We start from the raw sequence: 15,363 nt of genomic DNA, 5'->3' as shown, positions 1-15,363 counted from the left end.
GCATCGGCCAGGCGTTCGCCAGGCTTGGAATGCCCATCGGGCATCCCAAGTCCGGGCTCACTCCCGCCGAGCGGGAGCGAACTTGCTTGGGGCGGCCCGGCGCGGCGTTCATGCCGCCTCCGCGATCGGGGTGAAGGCCTGCGGCTGCGGGTTGCTGACCCAGCCCACCGGCTGCAGTGCGACGTCCTCGTCGACCTCCTGGTAGGACAGCACCGCCAGCTGGGGCGCCACCGGCTCGATCAGCGTCTTGATGTAGCGCCGCGTGTCGGACGACACGATGGCCACCACGCGCTGCTGGGCGCCACCGAGGATGCGGCGCACCTGTTCGCGCACGTCCTGCGCGACCGCGGGGTCGAGCAGCAGCAGGTTGCCGCGCGGCGAGCGCTCGATGGCCGCCTGCACGCGGTCGATCAGGCTGGACTCGAACAGGATGGCGTGCAACTCGCGCCGCGCGCCGACATGGCGGCTGGTGATGAAGCGGCCGAGATCGATGCGCACCAGCTCCGTCAGCGCGACGACGTCGGGCTCCGTAGGTGCCCAGATTGCCAGGCTCTCGAAGATGGCGTGCAGGTTGCGGATGGGTACGTTCTCCTGCAGCAGCCGGCGCAGCACCTCGGCCAGGCGTTGCAACGGAACGGCGCGTGCCACTTCCGCCGCCAGCTCGGGCACCTCGCGCTGTGCCGCGTGCAGCAGACGCTGCACCTCCTGCAGGCCGATCAGCTGGGCGATGTGGCGGCGCACCGCATGGTCCACATGCAGGCCCAGCACGTCTTCGCAGGTCCAGGCACGGACCGCTGTCGGTGCGGCATCGACCCATACGACCCGCGAGAAAGGACCGAAGGGCTCCGCCACCTCGGCACCCACCGGCGGCGTGGCGGCCTCGGCCGCGTCGAGCAGCCAGCTGCCCGGCCGCAGCGTGCCTTGCGAGACCACCACGTCCTGCACCAGCACCTGGTACTGGTTCTCGCCCAGGCCGCTGCCCCAGCCGACCTGCACGCGCGGGAACACCGGCCCCAGGTCGCTCTCGACGCGGGCCTTGGCTGCGGCCATGCGCAGGTCCAGCGCGGGGCGGTCCAGGCGCCCGCGCAGGCCGGTGGACAGGCGCAGCTCCAGCGGTGCGGCGATGGCGCCCTGCACCACCTCGCCACCGTCGTCGTCCGCGTCGCGATAGGACATCCAGGCCGGCGTGCGGCGGCTGTCAAGCAGCCGGCGCGTCAGCAGCCCGGCGCCCAGCACCACCAGCGCCAGCGTGCCGAAGACCCACTTCGGAAAGCCGGGCACAAGCAGGAAGCTGGCGGTGGCCAGGCCCGCAATCACCAGCGCACGGGGATGGGCCATCAACTGGCGAGCGATCTGGTTGGCCAGCTGGCCCCCGTGCGGCTCGCCGTCGGCCGACACGCGGGTGATGACCACGCCTGAGGCGATGGACACCAGCAGCGACGGGATCTGCGACACCATGCCGTCGCCCACCGTGAGGATGGCGTAGCGCTGCAGCGCGCCGCCGATGCTCATGTCGTGCATCAGCGTGCCGATGGCCAGGCCCGCAAGGATGTTGACCAGCGCGATGACGATGCCGGCGATGGCATCGCCCTTGACGAACTTCATCGCGCCGTCCATCGCGCCGTGCAGCGAGCATTCCTGCTCCAGCTGCTGGCGGCGCTTTTGCGCCTGCACCGACGACAGCACGCCGGCGCGCACGTCGGCGTCGATGCTCATCTGCTTGCCGGGCATGGCGTCCAGTGCGAAGCGTGCCGCCACCTCGGCCACCCGCTCCGAGCCCTTGGCGACGACGATGAACTGCACGATGGCGATGATCAGGAACACCACGCCGCCGACCACGACGTTGTTGCCGACGATCAGCTTGCCAAAGGTGTCGATGATGTGACCCGCATTGGCGTGCAGCAGGATGAGCTTGGTCGATGCGATGTTCAGCGCCAGCCGGAACAGCGTCGTGAACAGCAGCAGCGACGGGAAGGTGGACAGCGACAGCGCCGACGGCACATACATCGCCACGATGAGCAGGGTCAGGCTCATCGACAAGTTGGCGGCGATCAGGAAGTCCAGCAACGGCGTGGGCAGCGGCAGCACGAACAGCGCGACGATGGCCACCAGCATGCCGGCCAGCAGCAGGTCGTTGTGGCGGCCCGCGCTGGCGATCAGGTCCTTCATGCCGCTGCGTCGCGGCAGGTGTCTTTGCAGTGCGTTCGGTGCGGGGTCGGCCATGCGAAGCACTCTATGGCGTGACTTTTTTACGCACCACTACGAGTCCCCGTAGCGCCCCGCCGTTATGCGCGGTGCTACGAATTCACGTAGTTCCTCCCAGCCCCGCGGATGGCTACGCTCGCCGCGTGCTGATGCCTACCGCCGTGATCGATCTGAGCGAAGTGAGCGCGTTGACGCGCCTGCCGGCGCCCGCCTGCCTGGCTCTCAACCGTCTCTACGACCGCCGCGCGCCGCCCATCGAGCTGACGCTGCAGGGCGCGAGGCATCGCCTGCAGTGGCGCTTCGGCAGCGTCCAGGATTTCACTGGATTTGGCCGTTATCGATTCCGCCTCGGCCCTCACACGGGCTGGCTGATGCTGGATTCCCCCGCGCAGGCCGCGCTGCTGCAGGAGCGCAGCCATGCCCTGCTGCCAGCCGAGTTGCGCTACGTGTTGCTGGCCGATGCACTGCAGCCGGTGGCCACCGCACTTGAAGCGGCCCTGCGTCTGCATTTCGAATGGTCGCCGGGTGAGCCTGATGAGGAGGCCGACTCACCGGCGCCACTGGAGGCCGCTGCCTGCTTCACCGTGGCCACCGATGGCCAGGCCTGGCCCTGGCAGGGCTTCGTGCTGTTCCAGGACCCCTCGGCGCTCGACAAGCTGGTCCCCGCCCCGCCGGCTGCCTCAGCCGGCCCCATGAGCAAAAGCTTCGACGGCCTGCGCGTGCCGCTGGCATTCCGCATCGGCGGCAGCGTGCTGAGCCTGGCCGAAGTGCGCGGCATCCGGCCGGGCGACATCGTCAGCGTCGAACACTGGACCGCCGCCGGCACGGGCCTGGTTGTGCAGGCCGAGCTGGGCGGCCCGGCAGGCCGGCAACTCATCGCGCGAGCCGAGGGCTCGCGCATCACCGTCACGCAATGGAGAGACCTTTCGATGAACCGAGATGAACTTGCCAATGCCGGCGAGAGCGACATCGCGACGGGCCTGCCGCTGGACCGGCTCAATGCGCTGGAAGTGGCGCTGCGCTTCGAGGTGGGTGATTTGAGCCTGTCGCTCGGCGAGCTGAGGAACATCGGCCCCGGCCATGTGTTCGATCTGACGCAGCCGCTGAACCGCAGCCCGGTGCGCATCCTGGCCCACGGCAACGTGCTGGGCAAAGGCTTCCTGGTGGCGGTGGGCGAACGCCTGGGCGTGCGCGTCTCCGAGTTCGCGCCCACCGAGCTGAAGACCTGACGATGAACACCACCGGCATGCCCGAGCCCATGACGCTCGTGGCGCTGATCCTCGCCTTCGGGGTGGCGCCCTTCGTCGCGATGATGGTGACCAGCTACACCAAGCTGGTCATCGTCTTTGGCCTGCTGCGCACCGCGCTCGGCCTGCAGCAGACGCCGCCGAACATGGTGCTCAACGGCATCGCCATCATCCTGTCGGTCTACATCATGGCGCCGGTGGGCATGGAGGTGGCCGATGCGCTGCGTCACCGCCAGGCCGGTGCCAGGAGCGAGGGCTGGACTGACGTCGTGACGGTGCTGGACGCCGGCAAGGCGCCGCTCAAGGCCTTCCTGCAAAAGCACACCCATGAGCGCGAACGCCAGTTCTTCCTGAAGTCGGCCGCCGCCATCTGGCCCAAGGAACAGGCTGACAGACTGCAGGCCGACGACTTTCTGGTGATGGTGCCGAGCTTCACGCTCAGCGAATTGACGCGGGCCTTCCAGATCGGTTTTGTCCTCTACCTGGTGTTTGTCGTGGTCGATCTGATCGTGGCGACGGTGCTGCTGGCGCTGGGCATGTCGATGATCTCGCCGACCACCATTTCGCTGCCGTTCAAATTGCTGTTGTTCGTCATGCTCGACGGGTGGGCCCGCTTGATTCACGGGCTGGTGCTTTCGTATCGATAGCCGTGCGGTAGCACCATGACGCAGATGAGCAATCCGCCAACGACGGTCGTCATCACCATCCCGGAGACGTTCAGCATGCCAAGTGCGAAGGTGAAGCCGCCCAGCAGCACTGTCGCGAGCAGCACGCCGACGATGCCGCCGCGGCCACCTTGGATCGCCACGCCGCCAAGGATGACGATGGTGATGGCGTCCAGTTCCCAACCCAGCGCGAGGTTGGGCCGCGTGCTGCCAATGCGGCCGGTCAGCTGCACGGCCGCCAACGCCGCCATCAGGCCGGCAAGCGTGAAGAGCAACAGCCGGTAGCGCTGCACCGCGATGCCCGAGAAGCGCGCGGCCACGGGGTTGGCGCCAATGGCGTAGATGCGCCGGCCATGGACCGTGCGGTGTTGCAGCAGCATGAACACCACCGCCACGGCCAGCATGACGCCGAACTCGATCGGCACGATCAGCCACGGCCAACCCGCAAGATCCCCCAGCGTACCGTTGCCCCACTGGCTCAACCATTCCGGGTAGCCCGTGATGGCCTGGTCGCCCAGCAGCACCAGGGCCAGGCCGCGGTAGAGCGACAGCGTGCCGATGGTGACGACGATGGAGGGCAGCTGCCAGCGCGTGACCAGCCAGCCGTTGAATGCGCCACACACGATGCCGCAACCCAGAGCGGCGGCGATCATGCCGGCCGGGCCTGCGCCGGCCTGCATCGCATAGCCCATGGCCAGGGAGCACAGCGCCATCGTCGCGGCGATGGAGAGATCGATCTCGCCCGCAATGATCAGCAGAGCCATGGCCATCGCGATCAGGGCCTTTTCCGACATATTGGTCGTGCTGTCGGCGATCGCAGAGGGCGAGGCAAAACCGTCGATGCACAGGCCGAAGCCGACGTAGACGGCGACGATCAGCGCCGTCAGCACCCATTCCCAGGAACCCCAGGCCTTCATGCCGCTCGCCTTTCCAGGATCTGCTGCCCCGACCGGCGCTGTGCTCGCGAGTTCAGCATCACCGAAACCAGGATGACAGCGCCGGCAATCGCCTGCTGCCAGAACGGCGAGACGTGGATGACCGGCAGGGCCGCATTGATGACGCCGATGAACAGCACGCCCAGCAACGCGCCGCCAACCGTGCCGACGCCACCCGCGATGCTGACACCGCCGATGACGCAGGCCGCAATCACGGTCAGCTCGAAGCCGGCGGCCAGTTCGGTGAAAGCAATGGCATAGCGGCCGACCCAGAGCAGGCCGGCAAGCCCGGCACAAGCGCCCGACAAGGTGTAGGCCATGCGAATGCGCTGCGACACCGGGATGCCCACGATCCGCGCCGCAGCGGGGTTGCCGCCGCAGGCGTAGAGATCACGGCCTTCCCGTCGCCAGCGCAGCAACCACCATCCCAGCGCTGCGACGGCGGCTGCAATCCACACCAGCAGCGGCAAGCCCAGCAGCTCCGCGCGAGGCAAGGCCTTGATGGACGCGTGGATGTCCTGGTCGTTGACCCAGGCGCCGCCGCTGACCAGGAAGATGGCGCCGCGATAGACCGACATGGTGCCCAGCGTGACGACGATGGGCGGCAACTCGAACCGCGTGATCAGCCAGCCGTTGAGGGCGCCCTGCGCCGCGCCCAGCGCCAGCGCCAGCAGGATCAACACCGGCGCGCCGGCTTCGGGCCAGAGCTTGCCGACCAGCGCCACCAGCATGCCCGTCAAGGCCAGGTTGGACGCCACGGACAGGTCGATGCCGCGCGTGAGCAGAACGGGCATCTGCCCGATGACGAGGATGGCCAGCAGGGCCGAATCGTTGGCGATGTCCAGCACATTGCGCGGCGTGAGAAACACGGGAGATCGCAGGCCCACCGCCAGGGTGATGGCCACGATGACGGCCGCCAGCGCCCATTCGCGACGCGTCATGYGGCGTTCCTGCTCAGGCCCGAAGCCGCAGCCACGACAGTTTCTGCATCCACCTCGCCACGCTGGAACTCGGCGACTTGCCGGCCACGCTTCATGACGACCACGCGGTGGGCCAGGTGCATCACCTCGGGCAGTTCGGACGACACCAGGATGACCGCCAGCCCCTGCGCCACCATCTCCGCGACCAGTTGATAAACCGCCTGCTTGGCGCCGACGTCGATGCCCTTGGTGGGTTCGTCCAGGATCACCACCCGCGGGTCCAGCCCCAACCACTTGCCGATGACGACCTTCTGCTGGTTGCCGCCGGAAAGGCCGGACAGCGGCGTGTCCTGGCTGGCGGTCTTGATGTTCAGCCGTTCGATCAGCCGCTGCGCCCAGGCGCTTTCGCGCAAGGCGGACAGCCAGGGCCCGCGCGAGACCTGGCCCTTCACGGCATGGCTGGACCCCGCCAGCGCGGCCAGGCTGAGGTTGTGCCGCACCGAGAAATCGAGAATGCCGCCCTGGCGCTGGCGTTCCTCGGGCACATAGGCCAGGCCCAGCGAGATGGCGTCGGCCGCATCACGGATGCGCCGCTCCTGGCCGTCTATCAGGATGCCGCCGCGCGCCAGTGGTTTGAGGCCCATCAGCGCCAGCATGACCTCGCTGCGCCCCGCGCCGACCAGGCCGTAGAAGCCCAGGATCTCGCCACGCCGCAGCGCAAAGCTGATGCCGTCGAACTCGGTCGGGTGACTGAGGTCGCGCGCCTCCAGCACGATCGCGCCGGGTTGCGTGTCCACGCGCGGGTACACCTGCTCGATGCTGCGGCCGGCCATCAGGCGCAGCAGCTCGGGCTCGCTGGCCTCTTTCATGCGGCCACTGCCGACCGAGGCGCCATCCCGCAGCACCACGTAGTTGTCGCAGACGGCGAACAGCTCGTCGAACTTGTGCGAGATGAACAGCACCGCCACGCCGCGAACCAGCAGCYCGCGCACGAGGCCGTAGAAATCGCGGATCTCGGCCTGCGACAGCGCGGCGGTGGGTTCGTCCAGGATGACGACGCGGGCCTGGTGCGACAAGGCCCGCGCGACCTCGATCAGGTGCCGCTGCGCCAGGCTCAGTTGCCGGACCGGCGTCGTGGCGTCAAAGCCCGCGCCCACCTCGTCCAGCACCTGCTGGGCCAGGCGGTTCATCGTCGCCCAGTCCACGACGCGCAAGGCCGCTGGCCCGCGCATGGGCTGACGGCCGATGAAGATGTTCTCAGCCGCAGTGAGTTCGTCGAACATCACCGTTTCCTGGTGCACGGCGACGATGCCGGCGGCCTGGGCCGCGTGCGTGTCGTGCAGGCGCAGCGGCTGGCCGTCCAGCCACAGCTCGCCGTCGTCGGGCTGATGCACGCCAGTGAGGATCTTGACCAGCGTCGACTTGCCCGCGCCGTTCTCGCCGATCACGGCCAGGGCCTGGCCCGGCCTCAGTTCGAGGTCCACGCCGCGCAATGCATGCGTCGGCCCGAAGCGCTTGTGGATGCCCCGCAGGCAGAGCACCCCGGCCGGGTCAGAAGAACTTGGCGAACTTGTCGACATTGCCGGCGTCGTAGGTGAACGGCTCGGCCATCACTGCTTCGGTATTCGCGTCCAGTGTGACGGTGCCGACCCGGCCGACGCTGATCTTGGCGCCCGCGGTCGCTGTCGCTTTGCCGGTGACCAGGCCGTGGGCGATGTAGATGGCCGAGTAGCCCAGGTCGATGGGGTTCCAGATCGCAAAACTCTTCACCGCGCCGCTGCGAACGTGGCCGGCCATTTCCGATGGCAGGCCGAGGCCGGTGACGAAGACCTGGCCCACCCTCTTCTCGTCCTGCACGGCCTTGGCGGCGGCCGCGACGCCGACGGTCGTCGGCGCGACGATGGCCTTCAGGCTGGGGTAGCTCTTCAGCAGGCCCTGCGCCTCGCGGTAGCTCTTGTCGGTCTGGTCGTCGCCGTAGACCACGCTGACCAGCTTCAGGCCCTTGGCCGCCGGCTGTGCCAGCGCCTTCTTCATCTCGCCGATCCAGAGGTTCTGGTTGGTGGCCTGAGCGGTGGCCGACAGCACCGCGATCTCGCCGCTGCTACCGATGGCGTCGGTCGTGAGGCTCACGAGCTTCTGGCCGATCAGCGCGTTGGACGAGGGCGCGAGATGCACGAGCCGCCCATCCTTGCGCACCGCCGAATCGAAGGACACCACCTTGATGCCGCGCGCCATGGCCTTCTTGAGCACCGGCACCAGCGCGTCGGGGTCGTTGGCAGACACCACGATGGCCTTGACGTTCTGCGCGATCAGCGTGTTGATGACCTCGATCTGCCCTTCGGCCGTGGCCTTGGCGGGGCTGGCCAGCACGATCTCCACGCCGCCGAGCGCCTTGGCGGCTTCCTGCGCACCCTGATGGGCGGCAACGAAGAAGCCGTTGCCCGAGCTTTTCGCGACGAGGGCAATCTTGTCGGCGGCCAGCGCGCCCCGTGCGGCAAGGCATAAGGCGGCTGCGGAAACGGCAAGCGTCAGCGTGCGGCGGCTTAGGGTCATGGCGCATTCCTGGAAAGAGGGCTCGAAGGCTGCCGCAGGCTATCCGTTCTTGCCCAGAGAATGTCGGCCCTGGCGCACAACGAGCAAGCTGTTGAGCGAAGTCCCTTGCGCGCGAGCCGCCCTATTGCGGCATCGTCGCCTGCGCGGGCATGGCCTTCCCAGGCGTGCTGCCCTCCCCTTCGAATGGCCGAAGGCGAAAGGCCACGCGAACCGGCTCCAGCCGGGTGCGGTACTGCGCATGAGGCTGGCCGACGAAGCTCCAGGAGTTGTCGCCGCCCACGCCCCACTGCGCGCCGTCGATCAGCAGCGTGCCGTGGTCGTGGGCCACGATGTCGCTGCTCTTCCAGGTGCCGGGGGCGCGGCGGTAGAGGTCGGTGTAGGGGAAGGCCAGCGCGTTGGCCATCAGCAGCTGCTGGCCCTCCACGCGCAGGCCGCGGCCACCGCCGGAGACTTCGAGCCAGCGCACGTCGACCTTGTTGCCGGTGTCCTGCGGCCGCATGTAGTCGTGGTTCTGCTCGGCGACGGCGCCGCGCCACAGGCCGACCGCAGCGCCCGTCTTGCGGTCGACGTAGCTTTCGTGGGGACCGCGGCCGTACCAGGTGACCGTGGTCAGGTCCAGCGGCATGTCGAACCACAGGCCGACCCGCACGGGCGGCGGCAGGTCGCTCTTGAGCGGCGTCAGCACGCCCGCCACGTCAACAGAGCCGTCGCCGCGCATGGTGTAGCTGGTGACGAAGCGCGCCGCGCCGGCGCCCAGGCGATGGTCGACGACGACCTCCGCCCCGCCGCCGGGCAGGCGGCGGCTGGCGATGCCCCGGACCTGGCGCTCACGGGTCATCACCTTCCACGGCGCCTGCTGCGCGACCGTGCCAGTCAGCGTGTCGTTGTCGGTCTCGGCACGAACGAAGTTGGGCTGGCCGCCAGTCAACAGCGGCGTTCCTGCCTTGCCGTAGCCGGTCAGCAGGCCGGTCTGGCGATCGAGTGACAGCGTCGCGCCCGCGGCCGACAGGACCACGGCGTCGGCACTCTCCTTCAGCTCGACCGTGCCCTTGGCCGGCGGGGCCGATGCGATCACGGGAGGCGTCAGCGCGAACTGCTCCCAGCCGACGACGTAACCTTCCGGCGTCAGCGGCACGGCACCCGCCCTGGCCCTCGCGCGCACCGTGACGAGGTATTCCGCGCCCGGCTTGCGCCGGACGTTGGACAGCGGCAACTGCAACTTCTGCGTGGCCCGCGCCGCGGTCGACAGGCCGGGAAGCGGCCCCGAGGCGACGGCCACGCCGTTCTCCAGCAGCGCCCACTCGAAGGCAAAGCCCGACAGGTCGCGGAAGTCGTGGCGGTTGCGCACGACGACCGTCGCGGCCACCGGATCGAAGGCCTCGAACTGGACGGGCGAGTAGACCTTCTGCACTTCGTAGACATGCGGGTTGGGCGTGCGGTCGGGCTGGATCAGGCCGTCGCCGAACTCGATGTCGCCGCCCGGGTTGGGGCCGTACTCGCCGCCATCGCCCCAGTAGCGTCTTCCATCCTTCGTGGTGCGATACATCGACTGGTCCACCCAGTCCCAGATGAAGCCGCCCTGCAGCTTCTCGTACTTGTAGATCGTGTCCCAGTAGTCCTTGAAGTTGCCGCCCGAGTTGCCCTGCATGTGGGCGTACTCGCACTGGATCATGGGCTGGGTGCGGGTCGGGTCGGTGGCCCAGTCAACCATCTTCTCGATGTCGTCGTACATGGGCGCGTAGATGTCGACATAGGCGTTGGGCTCATGGCGCCAGTCCACCGTGCCCCAACCCAGGTAGGAGATCAGCCGCGAGGGGTCACGCTGGCGCGCCTGCGCCGCCGCCTTCTCGAAGTTGGGGCCGAGGCCTGCCTCGTTGCCGAGGGACCAGAAGATCACCGACGGGTGGTTCTTGTCGCGTTCCACCATGTTCAGCACGCGGCTAACGTGCGCGCCTTCCCAGGCCGGGTCGAAGCCGAGCTGGATCTTGGCCCGCAGTTCCGGATGCTGGTGCCCGTAGCCCATGTAGGCATGGCTCTCGATGTTGGCCTCGTCCATCACGTAGAGGCCGTATTCGTCGGCCAGCGCGTACCAGAGCTCGGCATTCGGGTAGTGCGACGTCCGCACCGCGTTGATGTTGTTGCGCTTCATCAGCTCGATGTCGCGGCGCATCGACGCTTCCGACATCACGTGGAAGGTCTCGGGATCGTGCTCGTGGCGATTGACGCCGCGGATGACGATGGGCCGGCCGTTGACCATGACCAGGCCCTTGCTGATCTCGACCGTGCGAAAGCCGATGCGCTGCGGCGTCGCCTGGATGAGCCGGCCGTCGGCGTCGAGCACCTCGACCAGCAGCGTGTAGAGGTTGGGCGTCTCGGCCGTCCAGGGGCGAACGCCCGGCACGGGGGCGGACAGCGTCTCGGTGCGGGCCGCACCGGCCGCGACGGCAGCGGTCCGCGTCAGCACGAGCTTGTCGCCTTCCAGCAAGCTCATGCGCAGCGTCAGCGGCTGGTTGCGCGCGGTCAGCGCCACGTCGACCGACAGCGCGCCGTCGCGGTAGTCCTTGTCCAGGCCGGCATGGACGAACAGGTCGGTCAGCCGTGTCCTCGGCACGGCCTTCAGGTAGACCGAGCGCTCGATGCCCGAGACCCGCMAGAAGTCCTGGTCTTCCAGGTAGGACCCGTCGGACCAGCGATGGATCTGCATGGCGACAACGTTCTTCTGCCCCGGCTTCAGCAGCGCCGTGATGTCGAACTCGCTGGGCAGCTTGGAATCCTCCGAGTACCCCGCCTCGACGCCGTTCACCCAGACCCGGTAGGCCGAGCCGGCCGCACCGATGTGCAGGATGACGTCCTGCGCCGACCAGTTCGCCGGCACCTCGAAGCTGCGCCGATACGAGCCCACCGGGTTGGTGGCGTGCGGGATCAGCGGCCGGTTGGCCGGGAAGGGATAGGTGATGTTGTTGTAGCGGGCCTGGTCGTAGCCCTCGGCCTGCCACATGGCCGGCACCTTGATGGTCTTCCAGCCCGAGATGTCGTAGCCGGGCTTCTCGAAGCCGCTGGGCACGTCGTCGGACGACGGCGAGAAGCTGAAYGACCAGAGGCCGTCCAGCGTCTGGTAGCGGGTCGACCGCGCCGGGTTGCCGGCCAGCGCGGCTTCGCGGCTCTCGAACGGGAAGTGGGTCGCCGCGGCCGGCAGCTTGCCGCGCGCGTAGACCGCCGGATTCTCCCAGTCCGGCCTCGACGCGTCGACCTGCACTGCCTGCACCTGCGGTGCCTGGGCGCGCGCCGCACCGCCCAACGTGACGCCCAGCAACGCCACGCTCACGCCGGCGATCAATCTCAGCTGCATGTGTATTTCCATCATCAAAGCTCGTTGATTTCCTTGTGGCGCGGCACCAGCGCCTTCATGGCGGCCCAGGCGGCCAGGTAGGCCAGCGCGCAGATGGAGAACATGATCATGTAGCCGGTGGACAGGTCGCCGCGCGCGCCGTAGGCGTCGAAGATCCAGCCGCCGAGCTTGGACACGGCCACGCCGCCCAGGCCGCCGGCCATGCCGCCGATGCCGACGACCGAGCCGATGGCCCGCTTGGGGAACATGTCCGAGACGGTGGTGAAGAGGTTGGCCGACCAGGCCTGGTGGGCCGACGCGCCGATGCCGATCAGCAGCACGGGCAGCCAGTAGCTGATGCCGCCGAGCGGTTGGGCCAGCAGCACCACCAGCGGGAAGAAGGCGATCACGAGCATGGCGCGCATGCGGCCGTCATAAGGCTTGTAGCCGCGCTCCATGAAGTAGGTCGGAAACCAGCCGCCGCCGATGCTGCCGATCATGGTCATGCTGTACAGCACCGTCAGCGGCAGCGCGATGTCCGTCGTGCTCATGCCGTACTGGCCGGTGAGGTATTTGGGCAGCCAGAACAGGTAGAACCACCAGACGCCGTCGGTCAGGAATTTGCCGACGACAAAGGCCCAGGTCTGGCGATGCGCGAGCAGCCGGAACCACGGCACCTTGGCGCCCTCTACGGCAGGCGCGGTGGCCTCGCGGTCGCTGTTGATGTAGGCCAGCTCCGCCGCACCCAGTCGGCGCTGCCGGGACGGTGCATCGTAGAAGGTGAGCCACAGCGCGACCCACAGGAAGCCGATGGCGCCGATGGCGATGAAGGCCATCTGCCAGCCCCAGGTGACGGCGATCCACGGCACGGTCAGCGGCGCCAGGATGGCGCCGACGTTGGCTCCCGAATTGAAGATGCCGGTGGCGAATGACCGCTCCTTCTTCGGGAAGTATTCGGCGGTCGCCTTGATGGCCGCAGGGAAGTTCCCGGCCTCACCAAGGGCCAGCACGGCGCGCGACACCATGAAGCCCGCCACCGACACCGGCAGCCCGACCCCGAGGGCCACCAGGATGCCCCCGATGGGCACGGAGAAGGCATGCATCATGGCGCCAAGCGACCAGACGACCACGGCGATGGCGAAGGCGCGCTTCGTGCCGATCGCATCAATGAAGCGACCCGCGAACAGCATCGAGATCGCGTAGCCGAACTGGAACACCGCGGTGATGTTGGCGTAGTCCGTGTTGGACCAGCCGAACTCCTTGGACAGCGCCGGCGCCAGCAGGCTCAGGACCTGGCGGTCCAGATAGTTGACGGTGGTGGCGAAGAACAGCAGCGCACAGATGGTCCACCTGTACTTGCCGATGACTTGCGGGTTCATGTTCAGTCCTGTGTTCACTCAGCAACCAGTTTGTCACCGACGAACACGCGGTAGCGGCGGATTYGGCCGGTGACGCCGTCCGGCCCCTGGCGAGGTGTGTAGCGCAGGCCGGCGATGTCGGCCGGCGCGCCGAGGTCGATGATGAGGCGCGGCGGACCGGAGGGACGGACGGTACCGCTGTAGGCCGTGTGCCAATAGTCAGTCGCCTGACCGTTGATGGCGTTCAGCGCGCCGCCGTCTTCCTTGCGCGCCTCCTCGCTGCTGGCGTAGGCGATGGTCCAGGCCGTCTGGTTCAGCGGCTTGCCCTGCGCGTCGAGCAGCGCCAGCTCGGCGATTGCCGCATGGGGCTTGCCGTCGAAGCTGTCGAGCACCTCGATGCAGAGCTGGCGGCCGCGTGCGGGCTCGGCAAAGCGCACGTCCTGCGTGGCCGGGCCGCGTTCGAACTGCCCGGCATGCACCGGGGTCAACCCCGCCAGGCGCGGGCGCGCCTTGCTGGGCGGCCGCGCCAGGTCGAGCTCCGGCCGCAATTTGTCGAGCACGGGCGCGGTCTTGCCTTCGATGCGGTTGGCGCGTGGCCCGGTCAGGTCCAGCACGACGACCTCGTTGCGCCCGGCCTTCATCCACGGGCCTGGCAGAAACATCGTCTGCGTCGGGCCGATGCTCCAGTAGCGGCCCAGGCAGCGGCCGTTGATCCAGACGATGCCCTGGCCCCAGCTCGACATGTCGAGGAAGGTGTCGGCAGCTGCCGTCGCTTCGAAGCTGCCGCGCCAGAAGGAGGGTCCGGCCAATCGTTTGGACTGCCAGCGCAGCGGCGGCAGGTCGCCGTCGGCGCCGAAGTCGATGGCGCGGATCTCCCAGCCCTTGAGTTCCTGCGTCTCGGTCTTCGACGTGCGAAACATCACCGGGCCCTGCAGGCCCTTGCGGTCGTGGACTTCCATGCCGAAGTTCACGCGGGCAATCGTGTAGAGCAGGATCTCGACCACGGTGTCGCGGCTGCGCGCGGGGATGTCGACGCTGAAGCGGCGGTAGCGCGTGTCCATCGTGCCGGCCAGGCGGCCRCCGACGAAGACCCAGGCCAGGTCGCGCGCGTTCGCGGCCTCCAGCTTGCCGGCGGGGCCGGCCGGCAGCGTGACGCGATAGGCAACCAGCCCGCGGCTGATGTCGTAGTGCTCGATGTTCCTGGGCGACTCGGCGGCAATCGCTTGCGCCGGCAGATTGGCGAACACCGGCGCCGTCTCGGTGAGGGTGAATGAAGGGATCGCCATCACCGGCAGCCGGGCCGGCGGGTCGGGCAGCACCTCGCCCGGCTTCAGGTGCTTGGCCAGGCAGTCGCGGTAGGTGCGGAACTTGTCGCCCACCCAGCCTGCCTCGCCGATAGGCGCGTCGTAGTCGTAGCTCGTCGTGTCGGGGCGGAAGGGCCGGTCACAGCCTCCCCAGAGGCCGAAGGTCGTGCCGCCATGGGCCATGTAGAGGCTGAACGAGCCGTTGGCGTTCAGCATGGTGTCGATGTCTGAAATAGCGCGGGCGTTGTCGCCGCGCTTGTGCGGCGATCCCCAGGTGTCGAACCAACCGGAGTAGTACTCGCCGCACATCAGCGGCCCTTTCTGCAGCGCCGCCAGCGCCTTGAAGCCGGTCGCTGGGTCGCTGCCGAAGTTGGCCACGTTGAACAGCTCCGGGATGTGCGTCTTGCCGAGCGCGTTGGTCGGGTTGCACTGGAACAGCGGCACGTCAAAGCCGCCGTCCAGCACGGCCTGGCGCATCACGCGCATGTAGTCCTTGTCGTCGTTCAGGAAGCCGTACTCGTTCTCCACCTGCACCATCAGGATGGGGCCGCCCTGGCTGACCTGCATCGGTGCCAGCACCCGGCCGACCTCCCTGAACCAGCGCCGCACGGGTTGCACGAAGGCGTCGTCGCGGCTGCGCAGGAAGGCGTCGCCAGGGTGCTTCAGCAGCCACCACGGCAGGCCGCCCATCTCCCATTCGGCACAGGCATAGGGGCCTGGCCGCAGGATGACCCACAGGCCCTCGGCTTGCGCCTGCCGGCAGAACTCAGCCGCGTCGCGCTGGCCTTCCCATTGGTACTGGCCTTCGCGCCATTCGTGGAAGTTCCAGAACAGGTAGGCGCACACCG

Annotated in this window: 10 protein-coding genes; 2 read left to right on the top strand and 8 right to left on the bottom strand. The window is 68.2% G+C overall.

Annotation, left to right across the window (positions count from 1 at the left end; genetic code table 11):
• Positions 1 to 108: 108 nt before the first annotated feature.
• Positions 109 to 2,223 carry a type III secretion system export apparatus subunit SctV gene (gene sctV / locus AC1DU6_RS06890; RefSeq protein ID WP_457321796.1) on the bottom strand — a complete coding sequence of 705 codons (2,115 nt, stop codon included), beginning with the start codon at positions 2,221 to 2,223 and terminating at the stop codon, positions 109 to 111.
• A gap of 131 nt (positions 2,224 to 2,354) precedes the next feature.
• Here sctV and sctQ point away from each other — a divergent pair, with 131 nt between their 5' ends.
• Positions 2,355 to 3,434 (top strand): type III secretion system cytoplasmic ring protein SctQ, encoded by a 1,080-nt coding sequence (sctQ, locus tag AC1DU6_RS06885; RefSeq protein ID WP_477856413.1) that lies wholly within the window; start codon positions 2,355 to 2,357, stop codon positions 3,432 to 3,434.
• Positions 3,435 to 3,436: 2 nt separating this feature from the next.
• Positions 3,437 to 4,099: a type III secretion system export apparatus subunit SctR gene (sctR, locus tag AC1DU6_RS06880; RefSeq protein ID WP_457321792.1), complete on the top strand. Its 663-nt coding sequence runs from the start codon at positions 3,437 to 3,439 to the stop codon at positions 4,097 to 4,099.
• On the opposite strand, the gene AC1DU6_RS06875 is transcribed toward sctR, so the two are convergent.
• The 7 genes from AC1DU6_RS06875 to AC1DU6_RS06845 form a co-directional block, all read right to left on the bottom strand.
• A complete protein-coding gene (locus AC1DU6_RS06875) occupies positions 4,072 to 5,034 on the bottom strand; it encodes an ABC transporter permease (RefSeq protein WP_457321790.1) in 963 nt (320 codons plus the stop codon). The two genes, sctR and AC1DU6_RS06875, sit on opposite strands and share 28 nt — an antisense overlap.
• Positions 5,031 to 5,993, bottom strand: coding sequence for an ABC transporter permease (locus AC1DU6_RS06870; RefSeq protein WP_457321788.1), 963 nt, complete (start codon positions 5,991 to 5,993; stop codon positions 5,031 to 5,033). The genes AC1DU6_RS06875 and AC1DU6_RS06870 overlap by 4 nt, the downstream gene beginning before the upstream one ends.
• Positions 5,990 to 7,513 (bottom strand): sugar ABC transporter ATP-binding protein, encoded by a 1,524-nt coding sequence (locus AC1DU6_RS06865; protein ID WP_477856412.1) that lies wholly within the window; start codon positions 7,511 to 7,513, stop codon positions 5,990 to 5,992. The genes AC1DU6_RS06870 and AC1DU6_RS06865 overlap by 4 nt, the downstream gene beginning before the upstream one ends.
• A 10-nt stretch (positions 7,514 to 7,523) precedes the next feature.
• Positions 7,524 to 8,525 (bottom strand): rhamnose ABC transporter substrate-binding protein, encoded by a 1,002-nt coding sequence (gene rhaS, locus AC1DU6_RS06860; protein WP_457321785.1) that lies wholly within the window; start codon positions 8,523 to 8,525, stop codon positions 7,524 to 7,526.
• Between the two features lie 121 nt (positions 8,526 to 8,646).
• Positions 8,647 to 11,874, bottom strand: a complete 3,228-nt coding sequence (locus AC1DU6_RS06855; RefSeq protein ID WP_477856411.1) for a glycoside hydrolase family 2 TIM barrel-domain containing protein — start codon at positions 11,872 to 11,874, stop codon at positions 8,647 to 8,649.
• 14 nt (positions 11,875 to 11,888) lie between these two features.
• Positions 11,889 to 13,232 (bottom strand): MFS transporter, encoded by a 1,344-nt coding sequence (locus tag AC1DU6_RS06850; protein WP_457321782.1) that lies wholly within the window; start codon positions 13,230 to 13,232, stop codon positions 11,889 to 11,891.
• 14 nt (positions 13,233 to 13,246) lie between these two features.
• Positions 13,247 to 15,363, bottom strand: a 2,117-nt coding sequence (locus AC1DU6_RS06845) for a beta-galactosidase (protein ID WP_477856410.1), incomplete at its 5' end; no start/stop codon positions are given.

The organism is Roseateles sp. P5_B10 (assembly GCF_056400485.1).
This window is presented reverse-complemented; position numbering and strand designations above follow the sequence as displayed.

Coding starts and splice junctions, on each gene's coding strand:
- sctV (WP_457321796.1), bottom strand. CDS start 2,223: ATGGCCGACCCCGCACCGAACGCACTGCAAAGACACCTGCCGCGACGC.
- AC1DU6_RS06850 (WP_457321782.1), bottom strand. CDS start 13,232: ATGAACCCGCAAGTCATCGGCAAGTACAGGTGGACCATCTGTGCGCTG.
- AC1DU6_RS06875 (WP_457321790.1), bottom strand. CDS start 5,034: ATGAAGGCCTGGGGTTCCTGGGAATGGGTGCTGACGGCGCTGATCGTC.
- AC1DU6_RS06870 (WP_457321788.1), bottom strand. CDS start 5,993: ATGACGCGTCGCGAATGGGCGCTGGCGGCCGTCATCGTGGCCATCACC.
- sctR (WP_457321792.1), top strand. CDS start 3,437: ATGAACACCACCGGCATGCCCGAGCCCATGACGCTCGTGGCGCTGATC.
- sctQ (WP_477856413.1), top strand. CDS start 2,355: ATGCCTACCGCCGTGATCGATCTGAGCGAAGTGAGCGCGTTGACGCGC.
- rhaS (WP_457321785.1), bottom strand. CDS start 8,525: ATGACCCTAAGCCGCCGCACGCTGACGCTTGCCGTTTCCGCAGCCGCC.